The sequence below is a fragment of the Delftia sp. WSY_12 genome (genome assembly GCF_043104645.1).
Taxonomy (GTDB): domain Bacteria; phylum Pseudomonadota; class Gammaproteobacteria; order Burkholderiales; family Burkholderiaceae_C; genus Comamonas; species Comamonas tsuruhatensis.
The window spans coordinates 66,404-90,190 of sequence record NZ_JBICKW010000016.1; the positions used below are offsets into that span (position 1 = coordinate 66,404).

A 23,787-nucleotide genomic window follows, 5' to 3' on the forward strand; every position below is an offset into this window, starting at 1 on the left:
GGCTCCAAGCGGTTGCGGCGCGTGCCCTGCCTCACAGCTGCTGCTGCACCTGGGCCAGCGCAGCCGGATCTTCCATGGTGCTGAGGTCGCCAGGGTCGCGCCCCTCGGCCACGGCCTGCATGGCACGGCGCAGCAGCTTGCCGCTGCGCGTCTTGGGCAACGCACTGACGAAGACCACGCGCGAGGGCCGGGCCACGGCGCCCAGCCGCGCATCGACCAGCTTCATCACGTCGGCCTCCAGCGCCGCGCGCTCGGCCTCGCCTTCCAGCGCCGTGCGCGGCACGGCAAAGGCCAGCGCCGCCTGGCCCTTGAGCGCATCGGCCACGCCGACCACGGCGACTTCGGCCACCTGGGGGTGGGCGGAGATGCATTCCTCGATCTCGCGCGTGCCAAGGCGGTGGCCGGCCACGTTGATCACGTCGTCGGTACGGCCCAGGATGAAGAAGTAGCCGTCCTCGTCGCGTATGCCCCAGTCGAAGGTGCTGTAGATCATGCGGCCCGGAATGCTCTTCCAGTAGGTGTTGATGAAGCGCTGGTCGTCTCGCCAGACGGTCTGCATGCAGCCCGGTGGCAGCGGCCCTTCGATGGCCAGCACGCCCTTTTGCCCGGCGCCGAGCAACTCCTCGCCCGTGGCCTCGTCGATCAGTTTCACGTCATAGCCATAGACGGCCTTGCCGGGACTGCCGAAGCGCGTGGTCTGCTGCTCCACGCCGTTGCACAGCGTGAGGATGGGCCAGCCGGTCTCGGTCTGCCAGTAGTTGTCGATGATGGGCTTGCCCAGGGCCTGGCTGATCCACTGCGCCGTGGGCTCGTCCAGCGGCTCGCCGGCCAGCCACAGCGCCTTGAGGCTGGAGATATCGTGGCGGTGCAGGTACTCGGCATCGTGCTTCTTGAGCACGCGGATGGCCGTGGGCGCCGAGAACATGTGGGTGACCCGGTACTTCTCCACGATGCTCCACCAGATGCCCGCGTCGGGGCGTATGGGCAGGCCCTCGTAGAGCACGGTGGCCATGCCCGCGATCAGGGGCCCATAGATGATGTAGCTGTGCCCCACGACCCAGCCGATGTCGCTGGTGCAGAAAAAGGTCTGGCCCGCCTCGGCCCCGAAGATCAGCGGCATGCTGGCGGCAAGCGCCACCGTGTAGCCGCCCGTGTCGCGCTGCACGCCCTTGGGGCGCCCCGTGGTGCCGCTGGTGTAGAGCGTGTAGCTGGGGTCGGTGGATTCCACCCAGGTGCAGGCGACCTGGGCGTCGGCGTGCAGGGCACGCAGGCTGGTCCAGTCGTGGTCGCGGCCGGCGCGCATGGGCGCAGGCGCCAGGCCACGGTCCACGATGAGCACGGCCGCTGGCTTGTGGCTGGCCAGTTGCAGGGCCTCGTCCAGCAAAGGCTTGTAGGCCACGACGCGCCCGCCGCGCGAGCCCGCGTCGGCACTGATGATGACCTTGGGCTCGGCATCGTCGATGCGCGAGGCCAGCGCCGCCGACGCAAAGCCGCCGAACACCACCGAATGGATGGCACCCAGCCGCGCACAGGCCAGCATGGCAAAGGCCGCCTCGGCAATCATGGGCATGTAGATCTGGACGCGGTCGCCCTTTTGCACGCCCAGCGACTGCAGCACGGCGGCCATGCGCTGCACCTCGGCATGCAGTTCGCGGTAGGTATAGACCTTCTCGGTGCCGGTCTCGGTGGAGATGGCGATCAGCGCATTCTGGTCGGCGCGCTCGGCCAGGTGCCGGTCCACGGCGTTGTGGCAAAGATTGGTCTGGCCGCCCACGAACCACCTGGCGAACGGCGGGTTGTCATAGTCGCAGATGCGCTGGGGCGGCACATGCCAGTCGATGCGGCCGGCCTGCTCGGCCCAGAAGGCATCGCGCTCCTGGATGGAGCGGCGGTGGAAATCGTCGAAACGCGGGGCCATTGTCTGTCTCCTGTCGTTGTCATGGATTGGCGGCTTCTGAATTCATAATTATTCATAATGCGCTTGCCCAAAGCTGACAAATCCTGCACAGCGCCCCGGGCCGGCCCCCCTCCGTCCCATTCGTCTTTCATGGCCCCGCCTTGCGACGGGCGTAAAAAAAGGCGCCGTGCAGGCGCCTCGACGAAAACCATCGCTTCAGTGGCTTACTTGACCAGGGCCAGCAGATCCTTGAAGGCCGGGTGCTCGCAGCTGCGCAGCCACTCGAAGGCCACCATCTCCGTGGTCACCAGTTCGGCACCCGCGCCGGCCAGGCGATCGAAGGCAGCATCGCGGTTGCGCTCGGTGCGCGAGCTGCAGGCATCGGTGACGACCCAGACGTCGAACTCGTCTTCCAGCAGTTCCAGCGCCGTCTGCAGCAGGCAGACATGGGCTTCGCAGCCGGCAATCACCACCATGCTGCGCTCGGGCGCCTGCTGCTGGGGCTTTTGCAGGTGCTTGGGCAGGCTGCGCGCATTGCCGCCCTGGGGACGTGCCGGCGGACGCAGCCACTCGCCCAGTCCTTCGGACACGGCGCTGAAATGCATCTTGGACAGTGTCCTGTCGCACAGCGCGCGCAATTGGGCATCGTTGGCACCCAGGCGCGAGGGGTTCTGTTCGGTGCCGAACACCGGCACTTCCACCAGATGCGCCAGACGAGCCAGTTTCACGGCATTGGCCAGGACTGCCGGGCCCTCGAAGATGGCCGGCATCAGGCGCTCTTGGTAATCGACGAGTACAAGCTGGGAGTCGGAGGCTTCAAGCAGCATGGCGGATCTTTCTTGGAATACGAGGCAGCGCGGGCCGCCCTTCTTATCGGAAAACAGGACAGCCCGCTATTGTCGCAGCTTGGGGGCCATCACCGCCGGGCGACGGCGATTCCTGAGGTGGCTCAAAAACCCGGGCCTTCGGGGGTCTTATCGAATTTGTCCTACGTTTTTGCGTGGTAATCTCGCGCCCCATGTCCCGATGGCTTATCGCACTCCTGTTCGTCAGCGCCACTGCACACGCGGCTCCGCCCGAGCTGCGTGACGACGATATGAACCAGCTGCTGGTCAACCGCAGCCTCATCTCTCAGCTGCGCGAAGCCCGCCACCACATGGCGGAGCGCACTTCCGACTTCGTCAAGGAAGCACGACAGAGCGTCGCCGAAAAGACCTCCGACCTGGTCGTGACCGCCATGGGCTTCATCGGCGTTCCCTACCGTCGCGGCGGCAACAGTGCCGAGACCGGCTTCGACTGCAGCGGCTTTGTCCGTGCCATCTACTCCGAGACCCTGGGCAAGGTCCTGCCGCGTCGCGCTGACCAGCAGGCACAGGCCACGGAAAAAATCGACAAGAACGAACTCAAGCCCGGCGATCTGGTGTTCTTCAACACCATGCGCCGCGCCTTCAGCCACGTCGGCATCTATGTCGGCGACGGCAACTTCATTCATGCCCCCCGCACCGGTGCACAGGTGCGCGTGGAAAGCATGCAAAGCGCCTACTGGGCCCGCCGCTTCGATGGCGCCCGTCGCGTGCAGGACTCCGACGGCCTGGGCCTGGATGCCAGCAAGGCTGCCTTGGCCATGCAGATGCAGGCAAGCCAGCTGCAGTAACCACGGCGGGCTGTCTGCCCTCCCTCGGTCCAGGCGCCTGCAGATGCAGGCGTTTTGTTTTTCAGGGCACTGCACTGCCTTCGTCCCAGGTTGAGACGCTGTCCGACAGGGCCGGCATGCGCCGGGCCCTAGAGTCGCGGCATGGAAGCTTCAGTTCGGAGAAAAGCATGATGTCCTTGATTGGCACCCTCATCGTTGGCCTGGTCGTTGGCCTGCTGGCGCGCGCACTCAAACCCGGCGACGACAGCCTTGGCTGGATCATGACCATCCTGCTTGGTGTGGCAGGATCGTTTCTTGCCAGCTATGTCGGTGTCGCCATGGGCTGGTATGAAGCCGGGCAGCCCGCTGGCTGGATCGCCTCCATCGTTGGCGCCATCGTCATCCTCTTCATCTACAGCCTGGTGCGCAGCAAGAGCGCACGCTGACCGCACCGGCGCCAGCCGCCTCCTCCGGCTGGCGCATTCTCCTGATCGACATCTGCCCCGGACCCACTGGCACGCATGATCTTTCGCACATCGGACAAGACCCCTCCCCCTCCACCACCGCGCCACGATGTGGCGCAGGCTGCAGAGAGCGCGCGCAAGCTGCTGCACCGGCGTGCGCTGGTGGGAGCCGCAGCCAGCAGCCTGCCGATCCCGGGGCTGGACTGGCTGGTTGACGCAGCCCTGCTGGCGCGCCTGCTGCCGCGCATCAACCGTGAGTTCGGCCTCACGCCCGAACAGCTGGACAGGCTGGACCCCGGCAAGCGCGAGCAAGTGCAAAAGGCCGTGGCCATGGTCGGCTCGGTACTAATCGGCAAGCTGATCACGCGCGACATGGTGGTGCGCCTGGCACGCGCTGCCGGCATGCGCATGACGGCAACCCAAGCGGCAAAGTACGTGCCGCTGGCCGGCCAGGCTGCAGCGGCCGCCCTGGGTTACGCCACGCTGCGCTACCTGGGAGAGCGCCACATCCAGGACTGCATTCGCGTGGTCGAGCAGGCGGAGCTCGACATTCCCTCGCATCTGCCCACGCAGCTGGAACGCACGGCCCGCAAGGTCGAGCAGACCGGCAAGCAATTGCATGAGCACGGCAAAGGCAAAGGCGAGGGCGAGCCCGGGGCCGAGCCATCCGGCAAGCGCCCGCGCTTTTGGCGCCAGCCGGACCGCGGCCCCTGGGGCCGCTCCCAGTAAATGGCGATCAGCCCAGGTCCGAGGCGCGGTGGCGCTCCGGCACCTGGGTGGCCTCGTCTCCCCAGGTGCGATTGACGCGGCGGCCGCGCACCACCGCCGGCCGTTGGGCAATCTCGCGGGCCCAGCGCATCACATGCGTGTACTCATGGGCCGCCAGGAACTCGGCCGCGCCGTACACCTCGTTGAGCACCAGTGCGCCATACCAGGGCCAGATGGCGATGTCGGCAATGCTGTAGTGCTCTCCCGCAATGAAGGCGTGCTCGGCCAGCTGGCGATTGAGCACGTCCAGTTGGCGCTTGGTTTCCATGGTGAACCGGTTGATCGGGTACTCGAACTTTTCGGGAGCATAGGCATAGAAATGACCGAAGCCGCCGCCCAGGTAAGGCGCCGATCCCATCTGCCAGAACAGCCAGTTCAGCGTCTCGGTGCGTGCAGCGGGCTCGGCAGGCAGCAGCGCGCCAAACTTCTCGGCCAGGTACAGCAGGATGGAGCCCGACTCGAACACGCGCACCGGCGGCTCCACGCTGCGGTCCACCAGCGCGGGAATCTTGGAATTGGGGTTGACCTCGACAAAGCCGCTGGAGAACTGGTCGCCATCGCTGATACGGATCAGCCAGGCGTCGTACTCGGCGCCGCCATGGCCCAGCGCCAGCAGCTCCTCCAGCATGATGGTGACCTTCACGCCGTTGGGCGTGGCCAGCGAATACAGCTGCAGAGGCTGCTGCCCCACCGGCAGTGTCTTGTCGTGGGTCGGCCCGGCGACCGGGCGGTTGATGTTGGCGAAGGTGCCGCCCGAGGGCGCAGGCTGCCATACGGCGGGCGGGACATAGGTGGAGCGGTCGGACATGCAGGATTCCTGTGGTTCGCGGGCATGGGAAAGGCGCCCGGCTGAAGGCCATTGTCCAGCCCCTGACACACTCCTGCCGCCGCGCGCAGAACGCCGCCACGGCGTCCGGGGATTTGCCACAATCGTTGCATGACTGCCGCCCCCACACCCTCCGCCCGCCAGTTCTGGCTCATGAAGAACGAGCCCGACGAATACTCCATAGACCATGCGCTGGCCGCGCCGCAGGCCACCATTGCCTGGGACGGGGTGCGCAACTACCAGGCGCGCAACTTCATGCGCGATGCCATGCAGGTCGGCGACGGGGTGCTGTACTGGCATTCCAGCTGTGCCGAGCCCGGCATCTACGGCATCGCCCGCATTGCCGGCAATCTGCGCACCGACGCCTCGCAGTTCGACCCGGCCAGCCCGTACTACGACCCCAAGTCTTCTCCCGACAAGCCGCGCTGGCTCACGCTGGACGTGCAGGCGCTGCGCAAGACACGCACGCTGCAGATTGCCGAGCTGCGCGCGCATCCTGAACTGGCGCAGATGCGTGTGCTGCAAAAGGGCAATCGGCTGTCGATCACGCCGGTCACGCCCGAGGAATGGAGCTTCATCGAAGGCCTGCTCAGGCGCGGCTGAACACGCCTCGCACGGGCTGCTTTCTTACAAGCAAGAAGCCTCTTTCCTGCACTCCTGCCCTGCATCGGCCGCTATGCTTTTGGGCATTTGCGAACCTGGATTTCGCAAGCTGGAGGGACCATCTTCGTGCGCTGGCGAAAATCAAAAGCAAAAACAACCACTGGACCACTCAAGAGCGGCATGGCCGCGGCGCCAGGCCGCCTGCGGCTGGCGCTGCGCGATGCCATCGCCGCCTCGCTGGGCGCCATGCTGGCCTGGGAACTGTCCCACTACCTGCTGGGCCACCCCAGACCCGTCTTTGCCGCCGTCACCGCCCTGGTCTGCCTGGCGCCCGGCCTGCCCAGCCATCTCAAGCAAACCTGGGGCTTGGTGCTGGGCTGCGCCATCGGCATCATCGTCGGCGAACTGGCCTGGCTGCTGCCCGACACCATTCCCCTGCTGCGGCTGAGCCTGGCCTCGCTGGTCGCGCTGTCGCTGGCCGCCATGCTGGGGCAGCCGCCTGTGGTTCCGATACAGGCCGGCGTTTCCGTGGTGCTGGTCCTCAGCATGGGGCCCAGCGCGGCGGGCGAAACCCGGCTGGTCGACGTGCTGGTCGGCGCAGGCGTGGGCCTGATGTTCAGCCAGGTCATCTTCACGGCCAATCCGCTGCGTGCCGTATCACGTTCGGCAAGCGCGTTGCTGGGCCAGCTGGCCGACGGGCTGGACGCCACGCTGCGTGCCACCGCCACCCACGACACACCCGACGCCACCGTGGCACTGGGCCAGCTCACGCGCAGCAGCGATGCGCTGAGCGCGCTGCGCACCGCCATGGCGGAGGCGCAAAGCGCCAGCCGCTGGTCCGTGCGCGGACGCCTGGGTGGCGCGGCACTGCAGACCGTCACGGCGCGCTACGACCGCCATGCCGTGCGCCTGTACGCCAGCGCGCTGCTGCTGGGCGAAAGCCTGGTGCGCGGAATGTCGCATGACAGCGGCCTCATGCCGCGCGCCATCGTCCTGCACTGTGAATGGCTGATCGAAGCCTGCCGGCAACTGGCCGCCAATGGCAACGTGGTGGCCCTGCAGCCCGACGACGCCCTGGGCAGGTTGGCCGCCTCGGCCCCCCAGGCGCCCACCCAGCCGCTGCCTGAGGCCTGGCTGCCCGCGCTGGACCACGCACGACAGATGGAAGAGGCCCTGAAGGCGCTCACAGGTTCGCGCGACGCGTGATCAGGCGGCAGCGCGTTCGCGCTGCCTTGCAGGCGCCGCGCTGATGCGGGCAATGGCGCCGGCCAGCCACCAGCCGATGGCGCACATGGCCGCCGTCACCACCCAGGTCCACTGCCATCCGCCCGCCTGCACTGCCACGGCCGCGACCAGAGGCGGCCCTGCAAACTGGCCCACGCTGGACCATTGCTGCATGAAGCCCACCGTGGTCGAAACAGTGGACTCATCGGGGGCAAGCCGCACGGCCATAGAAAACAGCGTGCCCGGAATCAGTCCCCCCGCTGCCGAGAACACAACTACCGCAGCAAATCGCAGCCACAAAGGTGCCAACGGCTGGCCTTGCCATTGCACATAGGCCAGCAGCGCGCACAACGCCATGCAGCCGAAGCCCAGGCGCAGCGCTCGCGATGCGCTCCAGCCGCCTTGCAGCAGACGGCCCGATGCCACATTGCCCACCATGTTGGCCAGCGCCACCACGGCCGTCAGCGTGCCCGACAACGCCGCTCCCAGGCCCGCCTCGGCATAGACCGTGGGAAGAAAGCCGATGACGGCCATCCACTGTCCCGAATACACGGCAAAGCCCAGCGCCACGCACCAGGGGCCAGGGCTGCGCAAAGTCAGCGCCAGGCGCGGACGCCACCCCCCGCCAGCCGCCGACGTGCCAACGGGTGCCTTCGGGCCGTCTGCCGGCACGCCGTACCACACGGCGGCGCAAGCCAGGGCAGAGACCAGCCCCAGAAGCAGCCACCACAGCGGCCAGGAAGCCCATGCCATCACCCAGGGACCCAGCAGCAAGCCGATGGCACTGCCCAGCGGCATGTAGGTGCCCCACCAGCCCATGCGCGCGCTCAGATCGTGCGGCGCCACGCAGCGGCGAATCAGGCCTGGCCCCGGCATGGCGACCAGCAGAAAGCCCAGTCCTTCCACGGCGCGCAGGGCCAGCAACGGTGCAAAACCCGTGGCGATGGCGCCCAGTGCGCTGGCACCCGCCATCAACAGCAGGCCCGCCAGCATGCTGCGCCGCAGTCCCCAGCGGTCAGCCCCCAGGCCCACCACCAGGCCCAGCAGCATGCCGGCCACCTGCACGGTGGAAAGCAGAAAGCCGGCCTGCAGCAGGGACACGCCCAGCTGCTGCTGCAGCACCGGCACGGCCGGCGGCAGCTTGCCTACATGCAGGGCCGCGCTGACGCCGGCCATCACGACGATCCATGAGGGATGCACCCCCTGCCTTGTTGTTTCCATTGGATGCGGTTTCCTGGGGGCACATGCCGTGCGCCCTGTGGGTGATGTGTGAAGTATCGAAAGCATAGGCCAAGCGGCGCCCGCAAGCAGCGCCCCTGGCATCTGCCCACCAACCGGCTTGCGGCAGCGGGCATCGGCAGCGCATTCGACATAGCCCGTGGCACTGGAACGCCCAGGTGAGGCGCTCCAGCTGCGCGGCCAGGCATTTCCGCTGCCCCAGAAACAGCTTGGCCTGCGAGGCACCCCATGGCACCTCGCAGGCCTTGCATGCCGGGCAGAGGCCGCATGCGCTGCGGCCTTTCGCCCGTCCTCCCCCACCGATTCCTGTCAGGCCTTCATGGCATCACAGCCTCAACTTGGCACTGGCCAGCAACACACCGAAGCCCACCAACATGCCGCCAAAGGCCCGGTCTATCCAGTGCCGTACGGCCAGCAGCCGGGCACGAACCCGCTGCGCGGAAAAGCACAGCGCCACAATGCAAAACCAACCCACATGGGCCAGCGAGATGAACCCGCCGTACGCCAGTTGCGTGGCCAGTGATGTGTCCTGCCCCACGATCTGCAGGAACAGGCTCACCACAAACACCGTGGTCTTGGGATTGAGCGCATTCGTCAGAAAGCCCGTGCGCAGCGCCGCCATGTCGGACAGTACGGCAGCCGGCTGGCTGGCCATTTCTCCGTCCGGCCGGCTGCGCAGCATGGTCACGCCCAGATAGATCAGATAGGCTGCACCCAGCAGCTTGACCACATCGAACAGCCAGGTGGCCTGCTGCATCAGCAACCCCACACCAAGCAAGGTATAGCTGACATGGACCAGCACGCCCAGACCTATGCCCAGCGCCGTGAGCATGCCCGCGCGGCGCGAGCGCAGCAGGCTGTTGCGCGTAACCATGGCGAAATCCGCCCCGGGGCTGATCACGGCCAGCAAGGTAATGGTGACTACAGCTATCCATTCGGTCATGCATTCTCCGTTCGACTCAGTGCAACGCGGGATAGTATTGGCCTTCCATGAAAATACATAACGATGTTTTCTGACACAGTTAGTGAACTCAATTCACAGACTCCCAGCAAGCGGCTGCCGTCGTTGCAGGCCCTGCGCTGCTTCGAAGCAGCCGCCCGACGGGAGAACTTCAGCAAGGCGGCTGAAGAGTTGCATCTGACCCACGGCGCCATCAGCCGGGCCGTGCGCCTGCTGGAAGACGATCTGGGCGTGACCCTGTTTGACCGCCGCAGCCGCCGCGTCTTCCTGACCGACGCTGGGCGCCATCTCGCACAGGCCGTGCATGAAGGCCTGGAGCGCATGCGCCAGGCGACGCAGGAGTTGCGCGCACGCGCGCGGCATGCGCGCCGCTGGGTGCTGTCCTGCGAACCCACCTTGCTGATGCGCTGGCTGATTCCACGCTGGCCACAGTTCCAGCAAATGCATCCCGAGCTGCAACTGCACCTGGTGGCCGGCGGTGGCCCGTTCTCGTTTGCGGACGGGATCGACCTGGCCATACGGCGCGACGATTTCGCCCTTCCCGCAGGCTGCCATGCCGAAACGCTGTTCGCAGAGCGCATAGGCCCGGTCTGCCGGCCCGATCGCCTGGCGCAATGGTGCGACCGCCCCGCGCAAGAGCACACGCCCAGGCTGCGCGCCGATGCACCCTTGCTGCAAAGCCGCACGCGCCCTGGCGCCTGGGCCACCTGGGCCGAGTACAGCGGCCAGCCCCAGCCCTCGGGACCGCAGCTGCAGTTCGAACATTTCTATTTCACACTCCAGGCTGCCGTGGCCGGAATGGGCGTGGCCATAGGCCCCTGGCAACTGGTGCGCGACGACATTGCCAGCGGCGTGCTGGCGGCGCCCATGGGCTTTGTGGAGGATGGATCGCGCTATTGCCTGCTGTCCCCTGCCCCGCCTGCACCGAATGGCGTGCACGCGCAGTTGCTGCAGTGGCTGCGCTCCCAGGCCTGAGCCGGCCTGCGACCCGTACTACCCCCCAAAGCACAAAGGCAGCCGAAGCTGCCTTTGTGTCCTTGCCCGTTCCGAAGGCCGGGCGTTGCGCTTACTTGCGCTGCGGCGGCAGGTCCGTGCAGGAGCCGTGCGCCACCTCGGCCGCCATGCCCAGGCTCTCGCCCAGCGTGGGGTGAGGATGGATGGTCTTGCCGATGTCCACGGCGTCGGCACCCATTTCAATGGCCAGCGCGATCTCGCCGATCATGTCGCCCGCATGCGTGCCGACGATGCCACCGCCCAGGATGCGGCCATGGCCATGCGCCTCGGGGCTGTCGTCGAACAGCAGCTTGGTGACGCCTTCGTCGCGGCCATTGGCAATGGCGCGGCCCGATGCCGTCCAGGGGAAGACCCCCTTCTTGACCTTGATGCCCTGGGCCTTGGCCTGGTCCTCGGTCAGGCCCACCCACGCCACTTCCGGGTCGGTGTAGGCCACGCTGGGGATCACGCGGGCATTGAAGGCGCTGGCGGCCAGCTCCTTGTTGCCCTGCAGTTCACCGGCGATGACTTCGGCGGCCACATGGGCCTCGTGCACGGCCTTGTGCGCCAGCATGGGCTGGCCCACCACGTCGCCGATGGCGAAGATGTGGGGCACGTTGGTGCGCATCTGGATGTCGACTTCGATGAAACCGCGGTCCGTGACGGCCACGCCGGCCTTCTCGGCGGCGATCTTCTTGCCGTTGGGCGTGCGGCCCACGGCCTGCAGCACCAGGTCGTAGACCTGGGGCTCGGGCACGGTGATGCCGTCCTTGGCGGGCGCGAAGCTGACCTTGATGCCTTCGGGCGTGGCTTCGGCACCCACGGTCTTGGTGTTGACCATGATGTTGTCGAAGCGCGGCGCGTTCATCTTCTGCCAGACCTTGACCAGGTCGCGGTCGGCGCCCTGCATGAGGCCGTCCATCATCTCCACCACGTCCAGGCGTGCGCCCAGCGTGGAGTAGACGGTGCCCATTTCCAGGCCGATGATGCCGCCACCCAGGATCAGCATGCGTTTGGGCACGCTGGCCAGGTCCAGCGCGCCGGTGGAGTCCACCACGCGCGGGTCCTTGGGCATGAAGGGCAGGTGCACGGCCTGGCTGCCGGCGGCAATGATGGCGCGCTTGAACTGCACGATCTTCTTGCTGCCGGTCTTTTCCTGGCCGTCGCCCGTGGTCTCTTCCACTTCCAGGTGGTTGGCACCGACGAAGTTGCCGTAGCCGCGCACCACGGTGACCTTGCGCATCTTGGCCATCTGGCCCAGGCCGCCGGTCAGCTTGCCGATGACCTTGTCCTTGTGTCCGCGCAGCTGGTCGATGTTGACCTCGGGCGCGCCGAACTTGACGCCTGCCACTTCCAGGTGCTTGACCTCGTCCACGACGGCCGCCACGTGCAGCAGCGCCTTCGAGGGAATGCAGCCCACGTTCAGGCAGACGCCGCCGAGGGTCTTGTAGCGCTCGACGATGACCACGTTCAGGCCCAGGTCGGCTGCGCGGAAGGCGGCAGAGTAGCCGCCGGGGCCACCGCCAAGCACGACCACGTCGCAGTCATAGTCGGCCACGCCACCAGCGTAGCTGGCTGCCGCAGGAGCAGGGGCCGGGGCCGCTGGAGCCGGCACGGCAGGTGCCGCGGCGCTGGCGGCTGCAGGAGCCGCAGCGGCAGCCTGGGGCGCAGTGGCCGCCTCGCCGGCAGCCTCCAGCGTCAGGACCACGGAGCCCTCGGCGACCTTGTCGCCGATCTTGACCTTGAGTTCCTTGACCACGCCGGCATGGCTGGAGGGGATCTCCATGGAGGCCTTGTCGGACTCCACGGTGATCAGAGACTGATCCTTGGCGACGGTGTCACCGGGCTGGACCAGCAGTTCGATCACACCCACTTCGGCGAAGTCGCCGATGTCGGGCACCTTGATGTCGATGATTGCCATGTGTCGGGCCTCCGTTTACAGCAGGATGCGGCGGTAGTCCGCCAGCACCTGACCCAGGAAGGCATTGAAGCGCGCGGCCGAGGCACCGTCGATGACACGGTGGTCATAGGACAGCGACAGCGGCAGCGTCAGGCGCGGCACGAACTGCTTGCCGTCCCACACGGGCTTCATCTGGCCCTTGGACAGGCCGAGGATGGCCACTTCCGGGGCGTTGATGATGGGGGTGAAGTTCGTGCCGCCGATGCCGCCCAGCGACGAGATCGAGAAGCAGCCGCCCTGCATGTCGGCAGCGCCGAGCTTGCCATCGCGGGCCTTCTTGGCCAGCTCGCCCATTTCCTGGCTGATCTGCAGGATGCCCTTCTTGTCGGCATCGCGCAGCACGGGCACCACCAGGCCATTGGGCGTGTCTGCCGCGAAGCCGATGTGGAAGTACTGCTTGTAGACCAGGGTGTCGCCGTCCAGCGAGGCGTTGAACTCCGGGAACTTCTTGAGCGCCGCGACCACCGCCTTGATCACGAAGGCCAGCATGGTCACCTTGACGCCGCTCTTCTCGTTCTCCTTGTTGGTGGAGACGCGGAAAGCTTCCAGGTCGGTGATGTCGGCCTCGTCGTTGTTGGTGACGTGGGGGATCATGACCCAGTTGCGCGACAGGTTGGCGCCGCTGATCTTCTTGATGCGCGACAGGTCCTTGCGCTCGACCGGGCCGAACTTGGCGAAGTCGACCTTGGGCCAGGGCAGCAGGTCCAGGCCGGCGCCGCCGCCGGAGCCGCCCTTGGGAGCCGCCGCAGCCTGGGCCTTGGTCTGCACGGCACCGGCCATGACGGACTTGGTGAAAGCCTGGATGTCGTCGGCCGTGATGCGGCCCTTGTTGCCCGAGCCCTTGACCTCGTCCAGCGGCACACCCAGTTCGCGGGCGAACTTGCGCACGGAGGGCGATGCATGGGGCAGCTTGCCGGTGGGCGCCACGGTGGGGTTGTGTGCAGGTGCAGCGGCAGGAGCCGATGCTGCAGCGGCAGCCACCGGAGCTGCAGCGGCCGGGGCCGCAGTTGCCGGTGCAGGGGCTGCAGCAGCAGGTGCCGGGGCCGCAGCCTGGGCTGCAGGCGCGGCAGCGCCCTGCACGCTCATCTGGCCGACCACGTCGCCCACGTTGACCGTGTCGCCGATCTTGAGCGTCAGCGCCGTGATGGTGCCCGCTGCGGGCGAGGGGATCTCCATCGAGGCCTTGTCGGATTCGACGGTGAACAGCGATTGCTCTGCCGTCACGGTGTCACCGACCTTGACCAGCATCTCGATCACGGCCACGTCCTTGAAGTCGCCGATGTCGGGAATCTTGATGTCGATCTGCGTGGCGGCGCCCGAGGCCGCAGGCGCGGCAGCGGGAGCAGCGGCCGGCGCAGGCGCAGATGCAGGCGCAGCAGATGCAGGCGCTGCCACGGGAGCCGGGGCAGCAGCTGCCGGTGCCGGTGCCGGTGCCGGTGCCGCAGCGTCTGCGGTCTCGATCACGGCAATGATGCTGCCTTGCTTGACCTTGTCGCCCAGGTTCACGCGCAGCTCCTTGAGCACGCCGGCGTGGCTGGACGGAATCTCCATCGATGCCTTGTCGGACTCGACGGTGATCAGCGATTGCTCGGCCTTGATCTGGTCGCCGGCCTTGACCAGCACTTCGATCACACCGACTTCATCGAAATCGCCGATGTCCGGAACTTGAATGTCTACCAATGCCATAGGTGTCTCCCGTTCTTACTCAGGCGTGCAGCGGGTTGATCTTGTCGGCCTTGATGCCGTATTTGGCGATCGCCTCGGCCACGGTGGTGGCGTTGATCTTGCCTTCTTCGGCCAGCGCGCGCAGTGCGGCGACCACGATGTAGTGGCGGTCCACCTCGAAGTGCTCGCGCAACTTGCGGCGGAAGTCCGAACGGCCGAAGCCGTCGGTGCCCAGCACCTTGTAGGTGCGGCCCTTGGGCATGTAGGGACGGATCTGCTCGGCGTAGGCCTTCATGTAGTCGGTGGATGCGATCACCGGACCATTGTGCGACTGCAGCTGCTGCGTGACGAAGGGCACCTTCTGCGTTTCCAGCGGATGCAGCAGGTTCCAGCGGTCGGCTTCCTGGCCGTCGCGGGTGAGTTCGTTGAAGCTGGGGCAGCTCCACACGTCGGCGGCAATACCCCAGTCGGCCAGCAGCAGTTCCTGGGCGAAGAAGGATTCGCGCAGGATGGTGCCCGATCCCAGCAGCTGCACGCGCAGGCCGCTTTCCGGCACCTTCTGGCCGGGCTTGCACAGGTACATGCCCTTGATGATCTGCTGCTCAGTGCCGGGCGTGAGGCCGGGCATGGCGTAGTTCTCGTTGAGCAGCGTGATGTAGTAGAAGACGTTTTCCTGCTCCTGCACCATGCGGCGCAGGCCGTCCTGCATGATCACGGCGACTTCGTGGGCGAAGGTCGGGTCGTAGCTCACGCAGTTGGGAATGGTGTTGGCCAGGATGTGGCTGTGGCCGTCTTCGTGCTGCAGGCCTTCGCCGTTCAGCGTGGTGCGGCCCGAGGTGCCGCCCAGCAGGAAGCCGCGCGCCTGCATGTCGCCGGCCGCCCAGGCCAGGTCACCGATGCGCTGGAAGCCGAACATCGAGTAGTACACGTAGAACGGGATCATGATCCGGTTGCTCGTGCTGTAGCTCGTGGCTGCCGCGATCCAGCTGCTCATGCCGCCGGCTTCGTTGATGCCTTCCTGCAGGATCTGGCCGGCCTTGTCCTCGCGGTAGTACATCACCTGGTCCTTGTCGACCGGGGTGTACTGCTGTCCAGCGGGGTTGTAGATGCCGATCTGGCGGAACAGGCCTTCCATGCCGAAGGTACGTGCCTCGTCCACCAGGATGGGCACGACGCGCGGGCCGATTTCCTTGTCGCGCAGCAGCTGCGTCAGGAATCGCACATAGGCCTGCGTGGTCGAGATCTCACGGCCTTCGGGCGTGGCTTCGAGGATGGCCTTGAAGGTGTCCAGCGCAGGCGCCGTGAACTGCTCGCTGGCCTTGACGCGGCGGTGCGGCAGGTAGCCGCCCAGGGCCTTGCGGCGCTCGTGCAGGTAGCGCATTTCCGGCGTGTCGTCAGCCGGCTTGTAGAAAGGCAGGTCGGCGATCTGGCTGTCGGGAATCGGGATGTTGAAGCGGTCGCGGAAGGCCTTGATGTCCTCGTCGCCCAGCTTCTTGGTCTGGTGAACGGTGTTCTTGCCTTCACCGATCTTGCCCATGCCGAAGCCCTTGACGGTCTTGACCAGCAGCACGGTGGGCTGGCCCTTGTGCGAATTGGCCGCATGGAAGGCCGCATAGACCTTCTGCGAATCGTGGCCGCCGCGGCGCAGGTTCCAGATCTCGTCGTCGCTCATGTGCTCGACCATCTTCAGCGCGCGCGGATCGCGGCCGAAGAAGTTCTTGCGCACGTAGGCGCCGTCATTGGCCTTGAACGACTGGTAGTCGCCGTCGTTGCACTCGGCCATGATCTTCTTGAGCACGCCGTCCTTGTCCTTGGCCAGCAGCTCGTCCCAGCCCTTGCCCCACAGCAGCTTGATGACGTTCCAGCCGGAGCCGCGGAACTCACCCTCGAGTTCCTGGATGATCTTGCCGTTGCCGCGCACCGGACCGTCCAGGCGCTGCAGGTTGCAGTTGATCACGAAGATCAGGTTGTCCAGCTTTTCGCGGGCGGCCAGGGAGATCGCGCCCAGCGACTCGACCTCGTCCATTTCCCCGTCGCCGCAGAAGACCCAGACCTTGCGGTTTTCGGTGTCGGCAATGCCGCGGGCGTGCAGGTACTTGAGGAAGCGCGCCTGGTAGATGGCCATCAGCGGGCCCAGGCCCATGGACACCGTGGGGAACTGCCAGAACTCGGGCATCAGCTTGGGGTGCGGGTAGCTGGACAGGCCCTTGCCGTCCACTTCCTGGCGGAAGTTCAGCAGCTGCTCTTCGGAGATGCGGCCTTCCAGATAGGCGCGGGCATAGATGCCGGGCGAGACGTGGCCCTGGATGTACAGGCAGTCGCCACCGTGGTTTTCGTTTTCGGCGTGCCAGAAGTGGTTGAAGCCGGCCGCAAACATGTTGGCCAGCGAAGCGAAGGAGCCGATGTGGCCACCCAGGTCACCGCCTTCGGGTGGGTGCAGGCGGTTGGCCTTGACCACCATGGCCATGGCGTTCCAGCGCATGTAGGCGCGCAGGCGGCCTTCGATTTCCAGGTTGCCGGGACAGCGCGCTTCCTGCGAGGCCTCGATGGTGTTCACGTAGCCGGTGTTGGCCGAGAAGGGCATGTCCACGCTGTTCTGGCGTGCATGTTCGAGCAGGTCCTCGATCAGCTTGTGCGCATATTCGGCGCCTTCACGATCGATGACGGCCGACAGTGCGTCCATCCATTCGCGCGATTCTTGTTGGTCCAGGCCGGCGGGAACGCCTGCATTGCCTTGCGGGTCAGTCTGAGCTGTCATGGGAATGTCTCCTTGCAGAAGGTAGCGTCTTGGGGTCGAACCAGTGAGCGGCGCAGCGCGCCATCGCAGGCGGGTAGTTCACCACGCCTTGCGCGGCACAGACCCTGTCTGGCGAACTTGAAGATACCGATTCACTGCCTCAATGCTCGGCGAGTGTCGCATACTTTTTTCGAATTTCAAATGGTGCTTTTTGATTTCATAATTTGAAATTTTGCTGCAAACGCACATACAGTGAAGACCCCAAAGAACGTCGCCGAAGCGCCTGCGTGGCGACTCCAATACTCCTTAAAAACAGTCAGACTCTCCCCTACACTGGGCGCATGCAATCCTCCCCTTCCGAGCACGGCACGCACAGCCCTGCCCCCATGGCAGGCGTGGCCGCGCCAGTGCGCTGGTGGCGCAGCTGGTGGCGCAGTCTTTCCCCCACGCGCCAGGACCGCTTTGCGGCACTCGCCCCGCTGGCCGCCGTACTGATGTTCATGGCCGCCATCGTCGCGTCGTTCTGGTATCTGCGCATGGAGGAGATCGACCGCGAGAAGGAAGCGTTGCACCGCGACGTGGAATATGCCCAGCAGCGCGTGCGCCTGCGCCTGCTGGAGCGCCAGGAGCAACTGATGCGCATGGCGCGCGACATCAGCAACCACGATCTGGCCGAGTCCGATTTCGCCAGCCGCGCCGAAGCGCTCATCAGCCAGTATCCCGAACTGCAGTCCATCACCTGGATCGACTCCCAACGCCGCATTCTGGCCAGCCAGTCCGCCCCCACCGTGAGCAGCGACCAGTTGCGCATCCCCCGCGAGGTACTGCGCGCCGGTGACGCCCTGGAGGCCTACCAGCTCGCGCGCGAGATGCAGCAGCCCATCTATGTGCAAGGCCTGGCCCACAAGGGCGAGGCCGCGCCGCTGCTGCAGCTGCATGTGCCGCTGGCGCAGGACGGCCGCTACATCGGCGAGCTGCTGGGCGAGTATTCCGTGGACAGCCTGCTGCGCTACGGCACGCCCACCGAAATCATGGCCCGCTATGCCATGACCATGCTCGACAGCCGGGGCCAGGTTCTGGCCGGCACACCGCTGACGCCGCGCAAACAAAATGCCACCGACCTGCTGCGCTGGCGCACGGTGGCCAATGAGGACGAGGCTCCGGTCGCCCCCGTGGGCAACAGTCTGGTGCTGCGCGCACAGGCCTACCGCACCTCGCTGGGCGTGGTGGGCAGCGGCCTGTTCTGGCTGGTGGGCACGCTCAGCGCGATGACGGCATGGCTGCTGCTGGCCACCTGGCGCCACACGCGACGCCGCCAGCGCGCGCAGGAAGCCCTGGTTGCCGAAACCAATTTCCGCCGCGCCATGGAGAACTCGGTGCTCACCGGCATGCGCGCGCTGGACCTGCAAGGCCGCATCACCTACGTGAACGCCGCCTTCTGCCAGATGACGGGATGGAGCGAATCCGAACTCGTCGGCCAGATGCCGCCCTATTCCTACTGGCCCGACAACGACTACGACAACCTGCACTCCAAGCTGCGCGAGGAGCTGTCCGGCAAGACCATCGTCGGGGGCTTTCAGGTGCGCGTGCAGCGCAAGAACGGCACGCAGTTCGACGCGCGCCTGTATGTCTCGCCGCTGATCGACGCCCACGGCCAGCACACGGGCTGGATGTCGTCCATGACCGACATCACCGAGCCCAACCGCATCCGCGAGCAGTTGTCGGCCTCCTACGAGCGCTTCACCATCGTGCTGGAGGCGCTGGACGCCTCGGTGTCCGTCGCCCCGCTTGGCAGCGCCGAGCTGCTGTTCGCCAACAAGCTGTACCGGCAATGGTTCGGCTCGCAGACCGATGGCCATCTGCAGCTCGTCGCCCAGGCCGGCGTGCTGCCCGTGCGCTCTCAGCCGCAGGGCATGGACGATGAGGATGGCCTGATGGGCCTGCCCACCGACTCGCTGACCAGCGCACGCAGCGAGAACGCCGAGATCTATCTGCCCGAACTGGGCAAGTGGCTGGAAGTGCGCTCGCGCTACCTGAGCTGGGTGGACGGACGCCTGGCGCAGATGGTGATCGCCACCGACATCACGCCGCGCCGCCTGGCCGAGGAGCAGGCCGATCGCCAGGCCGAGCACGCCCAGTCCGTCAGCCGCCTGATCACCATGGGCGAGATGGCCTCCAGCGTGGCCCACGAACTCAACCAGCCGCTGACCGCCATCAGCAACTACTGCAGCGGCATGCTCACGCGCCTCGAAAAAGGCACGCTGACCGAGGAGCAGATGAAGTTCGCGCTGGAGAAGACCGCCCACCAGGCGCAGCGCGCGGGCCAGATCATTTTGCGCATACGCTCCTTCGTCAAGCGCAGCGAACCCAACCGCACCCTGGCCCAGGTCACCGACATGGTCAGCGAGGCAGTGGAGCTGGCCGGCATCGAGCTGCGCCGCCGCAATGTACAGCTGACCTACCACGTGGCCGAGCGCATGCCGGCCATCATGGCCGACACCATCCTCATCGAGCAGGTGCTGGTCAACCTCATGAAGAATGGCGCCGAATCCATCGAGCAATCGGGCCGACCCAGCCACCAGCGCAACGTGGAACTGCGCGTGGTGCCGCGCACCATCGAGGACCAGCGCGTCATCGAATTCAACGTGCAGGACACCGGCAAGGGCTTGCCGCCCGAGGTGCTGGAGCGCCTCTTCGAGGCCTTCTTCACCACCAAGAGCGAAGGCATGGGCATGGGCCTGAATCTGTGCCGCAGCATTGTCGAGTCCCACCAGGGCCGTATGCGTGCCGAGAACCTCTACAATGGTTCCGAGGTTGTCGGCTGCCGATTTTCATTCTGGCTGCCGCTGGCCCCGCCGGGCGACGCGACAACGCCGGCAGCGACCATTGAACCCACAACAAGGACGATTGCATGAGCTTGATCCCCAAAAAAGGCACTGTGTACGTAGTTGATGACGACGAAGCGGTTCGTGATTCGCTGCAATGGTTGTTGGAGGGCAAGGACTATCGTGTGCGCTGCTTCGACTCGGCCGAGACCTTCCTCTCGCGCTACGACCCACGCGAAATCGCCTGCCTCATCGTCGACATCCGCATGGGCGGCATGACCGGCCTGGAACTGCAGGACCGACTGATCGAACGCAAGTCTCCCCTGCCCATCGTCTTCATCACCGGCCACGGCGACGTGCCCATGGCGGTGAACACCATGAAGAAGGGCGCACTGGACTTCATCCAGAAGCCGTTCAACGAGGAAGAACTGCTGAACCTGGTCGAGCGCATGCTGGACCATGCCCGCGAAGCCTTTGCCGGCCACCAGCAGGCCGCCAGCCGCGACGCCCTGCTGGCCAAGCTGACCAGCCGCGAAGCCCAGGTGCTCGAGCGCATCGTCGCCGGCCGCCTGAACAAGCAGATCGCCGACGACCTGGGCATCAGCATCAAGACCGTGGAGGCGCACCGCGCCAACATCATGGAAAAGCTCAACGCCAACACCGTAGCCGACCTGCTCAAGATCGCCCTGGGCCAGGGCCAGACCGCTGCGGCGGCCAAGGCGGCCGTCGCAGGATAAGCACCGACGCCATCCCCTGCTTTTTTCAAAGGGCTGCTAGCGCTTGACCAACAAGCCCTAGCAGCATTTTTATTTTGGTATCCACTGCAATGACAGCCCAACTCATCGACGGCAACGCCCTCTCCCGCCAACTGCGTGCCGAAGTCGCACAGCGCGCCACTGCCCTGAAGGCCCGAGGGACCACGCCCGGCCTGGCCGTGGTCCTGGTCGGCGACAACCCGGCCTCCCAGGTCTATGTGCGCAACAAGGTCAAGGCCTGCGAGGACGCAGGCTTTCATTCCGTACTGGAGAAGTACGACGCCTCGATGACAGAAGCCGAACTGCTGGCCCGCGTCGAGGCGCTGAACAACGACCCCAGCATCCACGGCATCCTGGTCCAGCTGCCGCTGCCCGCACACATCGACGACCACAAGGTCATCGAGACCATCTCGCCGCTCAAGGATGTGGATGGCTTTCACGTGGCCAGCGCCGGCGCGCTGATGGTGGGTGAAGTCGGCTTCAAGGCCTGCACGCCCTATGGCTGCATGAAGATGCTCGAATCCATCGGCATGAAGGACCTGCGCGGCAAGCACGCCGTGGTCATCGGCCGCTCCAACATCGTCGGCAAGCCCATGGCCATGATGCTGCTGGCCGCCAATGCCACCGTCACCATCTGCCACAGCGGCACGGCGGACCTGGCCGCCATGACGCGCCAGGCCGACATCGTGGTCGCCGCCGTGGGCAAGCGCAATGTGCTGACCGCAGACATGTGCAAGCCTGGCGCCGTGGTCATCGACGTGGGCATGAACCGCAACGACGAAGGCAAGCTCTGCGGCGACGTGGACTTTGACGGTGTCAAGGAAGTGGCCGGCTTCATCACCCCCGTGCCGGGCGGCGTCGGCCCCATGACGATTACCATGCTGCTGGTCAACACCATGGAGGCGGCCGAGCGCGCCGCCGGCTGACCAGGAGCTGACAAGCATCGGGCGGCTCCCCGGGGAGCCGCTTGATTTCAATGCACCCGACGGCATCTGACACGCATGAGCAATCCCCTCCTCGAATCCTCCGACCTGCCCCTGTTCGATCGCATCCGCCCCGCCGACGTCGGCCCGGCCATCGACCATCTTCTGACCGGGGCCTGCGAGGCCCTGGAGACCGTCACGGCACCTGACTTCCCCGCGCGCTGGGATTCGATCTCCGCCGTGCTCGATGTCGCCACCGAGAAGCTGGGAACCGCCTGGGGCGCCGTCAGCCACCTCAACAGCGTGGCCGATACACCCGAGCTGCGCGCTGCCTACAACGAATCCCTGCCCAAGGTCACCGAGTTCTGGACGCGCCTGGGCGCCGACGAGCGGCTGTACGCCAAGTACAAGGCCATCGACCCTGCCACGCTCAACGTGGAGCAGCGCGCCGCCTGGGACCATGCCATGCGCAATTTCGTGCTGTCTGGCGCGGAGCTGCAGGGTGAAGCCAAGCTGCGCTTTGCCAAGATTCAGGAACGCTCGGCCGAACTCACGCAGAAGTTCAGCGAGAACGCGCTGGATGCCACCGATGCCTTTGCCTACTACGCCACGGCCGATGAGTTGGACGGTGTGCCCCAGGACGTGTGCCAGGCCGCCCGTGCCGCCGCCGAAGCCGAAGGCAAGCAAGGCTTCAAGCTCACGCTGAAGATGCCCTGCTACCTGCCCGTGATGCAGTTCGCCACCAGCAGCGCGCTGCGCGAGAAGCTCTACCGCGCCTATGTGACACGCGCCTCCGACCAGGCAGAGGGCGATGCCCGCCGCTTCGACAACACGGCCAACATTTCCGAAATACTTGCCCTGCGCAAGGAAGAGGCGCAGCTGCTGGGCTACCGCAACTTCGGCGAGATCTCGCTGGTTCCCAAGATGGCGCATTCGCCGCAGCAGGTGATCGACTTCCTGCGTGACCTCGCGCACCGCGCCCGCCCCTATGCCGAAAAGGATGTCGCCGACCTGCGCAGCTTCGCACGCAAGGAACTGGGCCTGGCCGATCCCCAGCCCTGGGACTGGGCCTATATCTCCGAAAAGCTCAAGGAAGCGCGCTATGCCTTCAGCGAGCAAGAGGTCAAGCAATACTTCCCCGCCCCCAAGGTACTGGCCGGACTGTTCAAGATCGTGGAGACGCTGTTCGACGTGGCCATCCGCCGCGACGTGGCGCCGGTGTGGCATCCCGCTGTCGAGTTCTATCGCATCGAGCGCAGCACGCCGCAAGGCCCCCAACTGGTCGGCCAGTTCTACCTGGACCAGCCCGCACGTTCGGGCAAGCGCGGCGGCGCCTGGATGGACGATGTACGCACCCGCTGGCTGCGCCCCGACAGCCACAAGCTGCAGACGCCGGTCGCGCACCTGGTCTGCAACTTTGCCACCGGCGTTGACGGCAAGCCGGCCCTGCTCACGCACGATGACGTGATCACGCTGTTCCATGAGACAGGCCATGGCCTGCACCACATGCTGACCCAGGTCAACGAGCGCGATGTCTCGGGCATCGCGGGCGTGGAATGGGACGCGGTGGAACTGCCGAGCCAGTTCATGGAAAACTTCTGCTGGGAGTGGGAAGTGCTCAAGCACATGACCGCCCACGTGGACACGGGCGAGCCACTGCCGCGCGCACTGTACGACAAGATGATCGCGGCCAAGAACTTCCAATCTGGCATGCAGACGCTGCGCCAGATCGAGTTCTCGCTGTTCGACATGCTGCTGCACACCGAGCACGATCCGAAGGCCGACATCATGCCGCTGCTGGCCCAGGTTCGCGCCGAAGTGGCCGTGCTGCCCTCGCCCGCCTACAGCCGCTCGGCCCATACCTTCAGCCACATCTTTGCAGGCGGCTACGCAGCGGGCTACTACAGCTACAAGTGGGCCGAAGTCCTCTCGGCGGATGCCTATGCGGCCTTCGAGGAAACCATGCTGGCCGATGGAACCCCCAACCCCGAGACAGGCCGCCGCTACCGCGAGGCCATTCTTGAAGCCGGCGGATCCCGCCCGGCGATGGAGTCGTTCAAGGCCTTCCGTGGCCGCGAACCCCAGCTGGACGCGCTATTGCGCCACCAGGGCATGGCCGAGGCCTGAGCCTGGCAACCCGGTCTGCAGCGCCCCGATGGGGCGCTTTTTCCTGGCCCGGCAACTCCACCGGATGCGCGCAGCCACATCCTGCGACTCCAGAAGATGGCCCAGGATGAATGGCACGCTATGCTTGCAGGCACTCCTGTGCGGGCATCCATCCGGCGAGTGGTCGCCGCCCCGGCACGAAACCCTT

At 66.0% G+C, this 23,787-nt stretch carries 18 protein-coding genes; 10 read left to right on the forward strand and 8 right to left on the reverse strand.

Translation table 11 applies throughout. From position 1 onward, the window contains the following. Positions 1–31 precede the first annotated feature (31 nt). Both ACF8LI_RS09855 and ACF8LI_RS09860 read right to left on the reverse strand, forming a co-directional pair. A complete protein-coding gene (locus tag ACF8LI_RS09855; RefSeq protein ID WP_047473883.1) occupies positions 32–1,918 on the reverse strand; it encodes a propionate--CoA ligase in 1,887 nt (628 codons plus the stop codon). A gap of 203 nt (positions 1,919–2,121) precedes the next feature. Then, a complete protein-coding gene (locus ACF8LI_RS09860) occupies positions 2,122–2,724 on the reverse strand; it encodes an isochorismatase family protein (protein ID WP_016447096.1) in 603 nt (200 codons plus the stop codon). Positions 2,725–2,915: 191 nt separating this feature from the next. Here ACF8LI_RS09860 and ACF8LI_RS09865 point away from each other — a divergent pair, with 191 nt between their 5' ends. The 3 genes from ACF8LI_RS09865 to ACF8LI_RS09875 all read left to right on the forward strand — a co-directional run bounded on the left by ACF8LI_RS09865 (position 2,916) and on the right by ACF8LI_RS09875 (position 4,723). Further along, the gene (locus ACF8LI_RS09865; protein WP_016447097.1) at positions 2,916–3,551 is read left to right on the forward strand and encodes a C40 family peptidase; all 636 of its coding nucleotides are present in this window, start codon (positions 2,916–2,918) and stop codon (positions 3,549–3,551) included. A gap of 167 nt (positions 3,552–3,718) precedes the next feature. Further along, positions 3,719–3,976, forward strand: coding sequence for a GlsB/YeaQ/YmgE family stress response membrane protein (locus ACF8LI_RS09870; RefSeq protein WP_012205794.1), 258 nt, complete (start codon positions 3,719–3,721; stop codon positions 3,974–3,976). A 75-nt stretch (positions 3,977–4,051) separates the two neighbouring features. Beyond that, on the forward strand, positions 4,052–4,723 hold the full coding sequence (locus ACF8LI_RS09875; protein WP_213757825.1) for a hypothetical protein: 672 nt from the start codon (positions 4,052–4,054) through the stop codon (positions 4,721–4,723). 7 nt (positions 4,724–4,730) lie between these two features. On the opposite strand, the gene yghU is transcribed toward ACF8LI_RS09875, so the two are convergent. Beyond that, the gene (yghU, locus tag ACF8LI_RS09880) at positions 4,731–5,570 is read right to left on the reverse strand and encodes a glutathione-dependent disulfide-bond oxidoreductase (protein ID WP_016447099.1); all 840 of its coding nucleotides are present in this window, start codon (positions 5,568–5,570) and stop codon (positions 4,731–4,733) included. Between the two features lie 129 nt (positions 5,571–5,699). Between yghU and ACF8LI_RS09885 the strand changes: the two genes are divergently transcribed. Both ACF8LI_RS09885 and ACF8LI_RS09890 read left to right on the forward strand, forming a co-directional pair. Next, positions 5,700–6,191 carry an EVE domain-containing protein gene (locus ACF8LI_RS09885; RefSeq protein WP_203400928.1) on the forward strand — a complete coding sequence of 164 codons (492 nt, stop codon included), beginning with the start codon at positions 5,700–5,702 and terminating at the stop codon, positions 6,189–6,191. 180 nt (positions 6,192–6,371) lie between these two features. Further along, positions 6,372–7,397, forward strand: coding sequence for an aromatic acid exporter family protein (locus ACF8LI_RS09890; RefSeq protein ID WP_017405853.1), 1,026 nt, complete (start codon positions 6,372–6,374; stop codon positions 7,395–7,397). On the opposite strand, the gene ACF8LI_RS09895 is transcribed toward ACF8LI_RS09890, so the two are convergent. Together ACF8LI_RS09895 and ACF8LI_RS09900 are read right to left on the reverse strand one after the other, a co-directional pair. After that, on the reverse strand, positions 7,398–8,636 hold the full coding sequence (locus ACF8LI_RS09895; protein ID WP_016447102.1) for a CynX/NimT family MFS transporter: 1,239 nt from the start codon (positions 8,634–8,636) through the stop codon (positions 7,398–7,400). A 343-nt stretch (positions 8,637–8,979) separates the two neighbouring features. Beyond that, positions 8,980–9,597, reverse strand: coding sequence for a LysE family translocator (locus ACF8LI_RS09900; protein WP_016451705.1), 618 nt, complete (start codon positions 9,595–9,597; stop codon positions 8,980–8,982). Positions 9,598–9,660: 63 nt separating this feature from the next. Between ACF8LI_RS09900 and ACF8LI_RS09905 the strand changes: the two genes are divergently transcribed. Continuing rightward, positions 9,661–10,590, forward strand: coding sequence for a LysR family transcriptional regulator (locus ACF8LI_RS09905; RefSeq protein WP_016451704.1), 930 nt, complete (start codon positions 9,661–9,663; stop codon positions 10,588–10,590). Positions 10,591–10,681: 91 nt separating this feature from the next. Here the strand turns inward: ACF8LI_RS09905 and lpdA are convergent, their stop codons facing one another. Genes lpdA through aceE form a run of 3 tightly spaced genes read right to left on the reverse strand, consistent with a single transcriptional unit; the run spans position 10,682 to position 16,991 of the window. Next, positions 10,682–12,529, reverse strand: a complete 1,848-nt coding sequence (gene lpdA / locus ACF8LI_RS09910) for a dihydrolipoyl dehydrogenase (protein WP_016451703.1) — start codon at positions 12,527–12,529, stop codon at positions 10,682–10,684. A gap of 15 nt (positions 12,530–12,544) precedes the next feature. Beyond that, on the reverse strand, positions 12,545–14,254 hold the full coding sequence (aceF, locus tag ACF8LI_RS09915) for a dihydrolipoyllysine-residue acetyltransferase (protein WP_392412535.1): 1,710 nt from the start codon (positions 14,252–14,254) through the stop codon (positions 12,545–12,547). Positions 14,255–14,273: 19 nt separating this feature from the next. Beyond that, positions 14,274–16,991, reverse strand: a complete 2,718-nt coding sequence (gene aceE / locus ACF8LI_RS09920) for a pyruvate dehydrogenase (acetyl-transferring), homodimeric type (protein ID WP_016447107.1) — start codon at positions 16,989–16,991, stop codon at positions 14,274–14,276. Positions 16,992–17,311: 320 nt separating this feature from the next. On the opposite strand from aceE, the gene ACF8LI_RS09925 reads away from it, so the two are divergent. The 4 genes from ACF8LI_RS09925 to ACF8LI_RS09940 all read left to right on the forward strand — a co-directional run bounded on the left by ACF8LI_RS09925 (position 17,312) and on the right by ACF8LI_RS09940 (position 23,600). Next, positions 17,312–19,885 carry a PAS domain-containing sensor histidine kinase gene (locus ACF8LI_RS09925; RefSeq protein WP_016447108.1) on the forward strand — a complete coding sequence of 858 codons (2,574 nt, stop codon included), beginning with the start codon at positions 17,312–17,314 and terminating at the stop codon, positions 19,883–19,885. Next, positions 19,882–20,532, forward strand: a complete 651-nt coding sequence (locus ACF8LI_RS09930) for a response regulator transcription factor (protein ID WP_012205807.1) — start codon at positions 19,882–19,884, stop codon at positions 20,530–20,532. The genes ACF8LI_RS09925 and ACF8LI_RS09930 overlap by 4 nt, the downstream gene beginning before the upstream one ends. Before the next feature lie 89 nt (positions 20,533–20,621). Continuing rightward, a complete protein-coding gene (gene folD, locus ACF8LI_RS09935) occupies positions 20,622–21,476 on the forward strand; it encodes a bifunctional methylenetetrahydrofolate dehydrogenase/methenyltetrahydrofolate cyclohydrolase FolD (protein ID WP_012205808.1) in 855 nt (284 codons plus the stop codon). A gap of 75 nt (positions 21,477–21,551) precedes the next feature. Then, positions 21,552–23,600 (forward strand): M3 family metallopeptidase, encoded by a 2,049-nt coding sequence (locus tag ACF8LI_RS09940; protein WP_017405846.1) that lies wholly within the window; start codon positions 21,552–21,554, stop codon positions 23,598–23,600. Positions 23,601–23,787 lie beyond the last annotated feature (187 nt).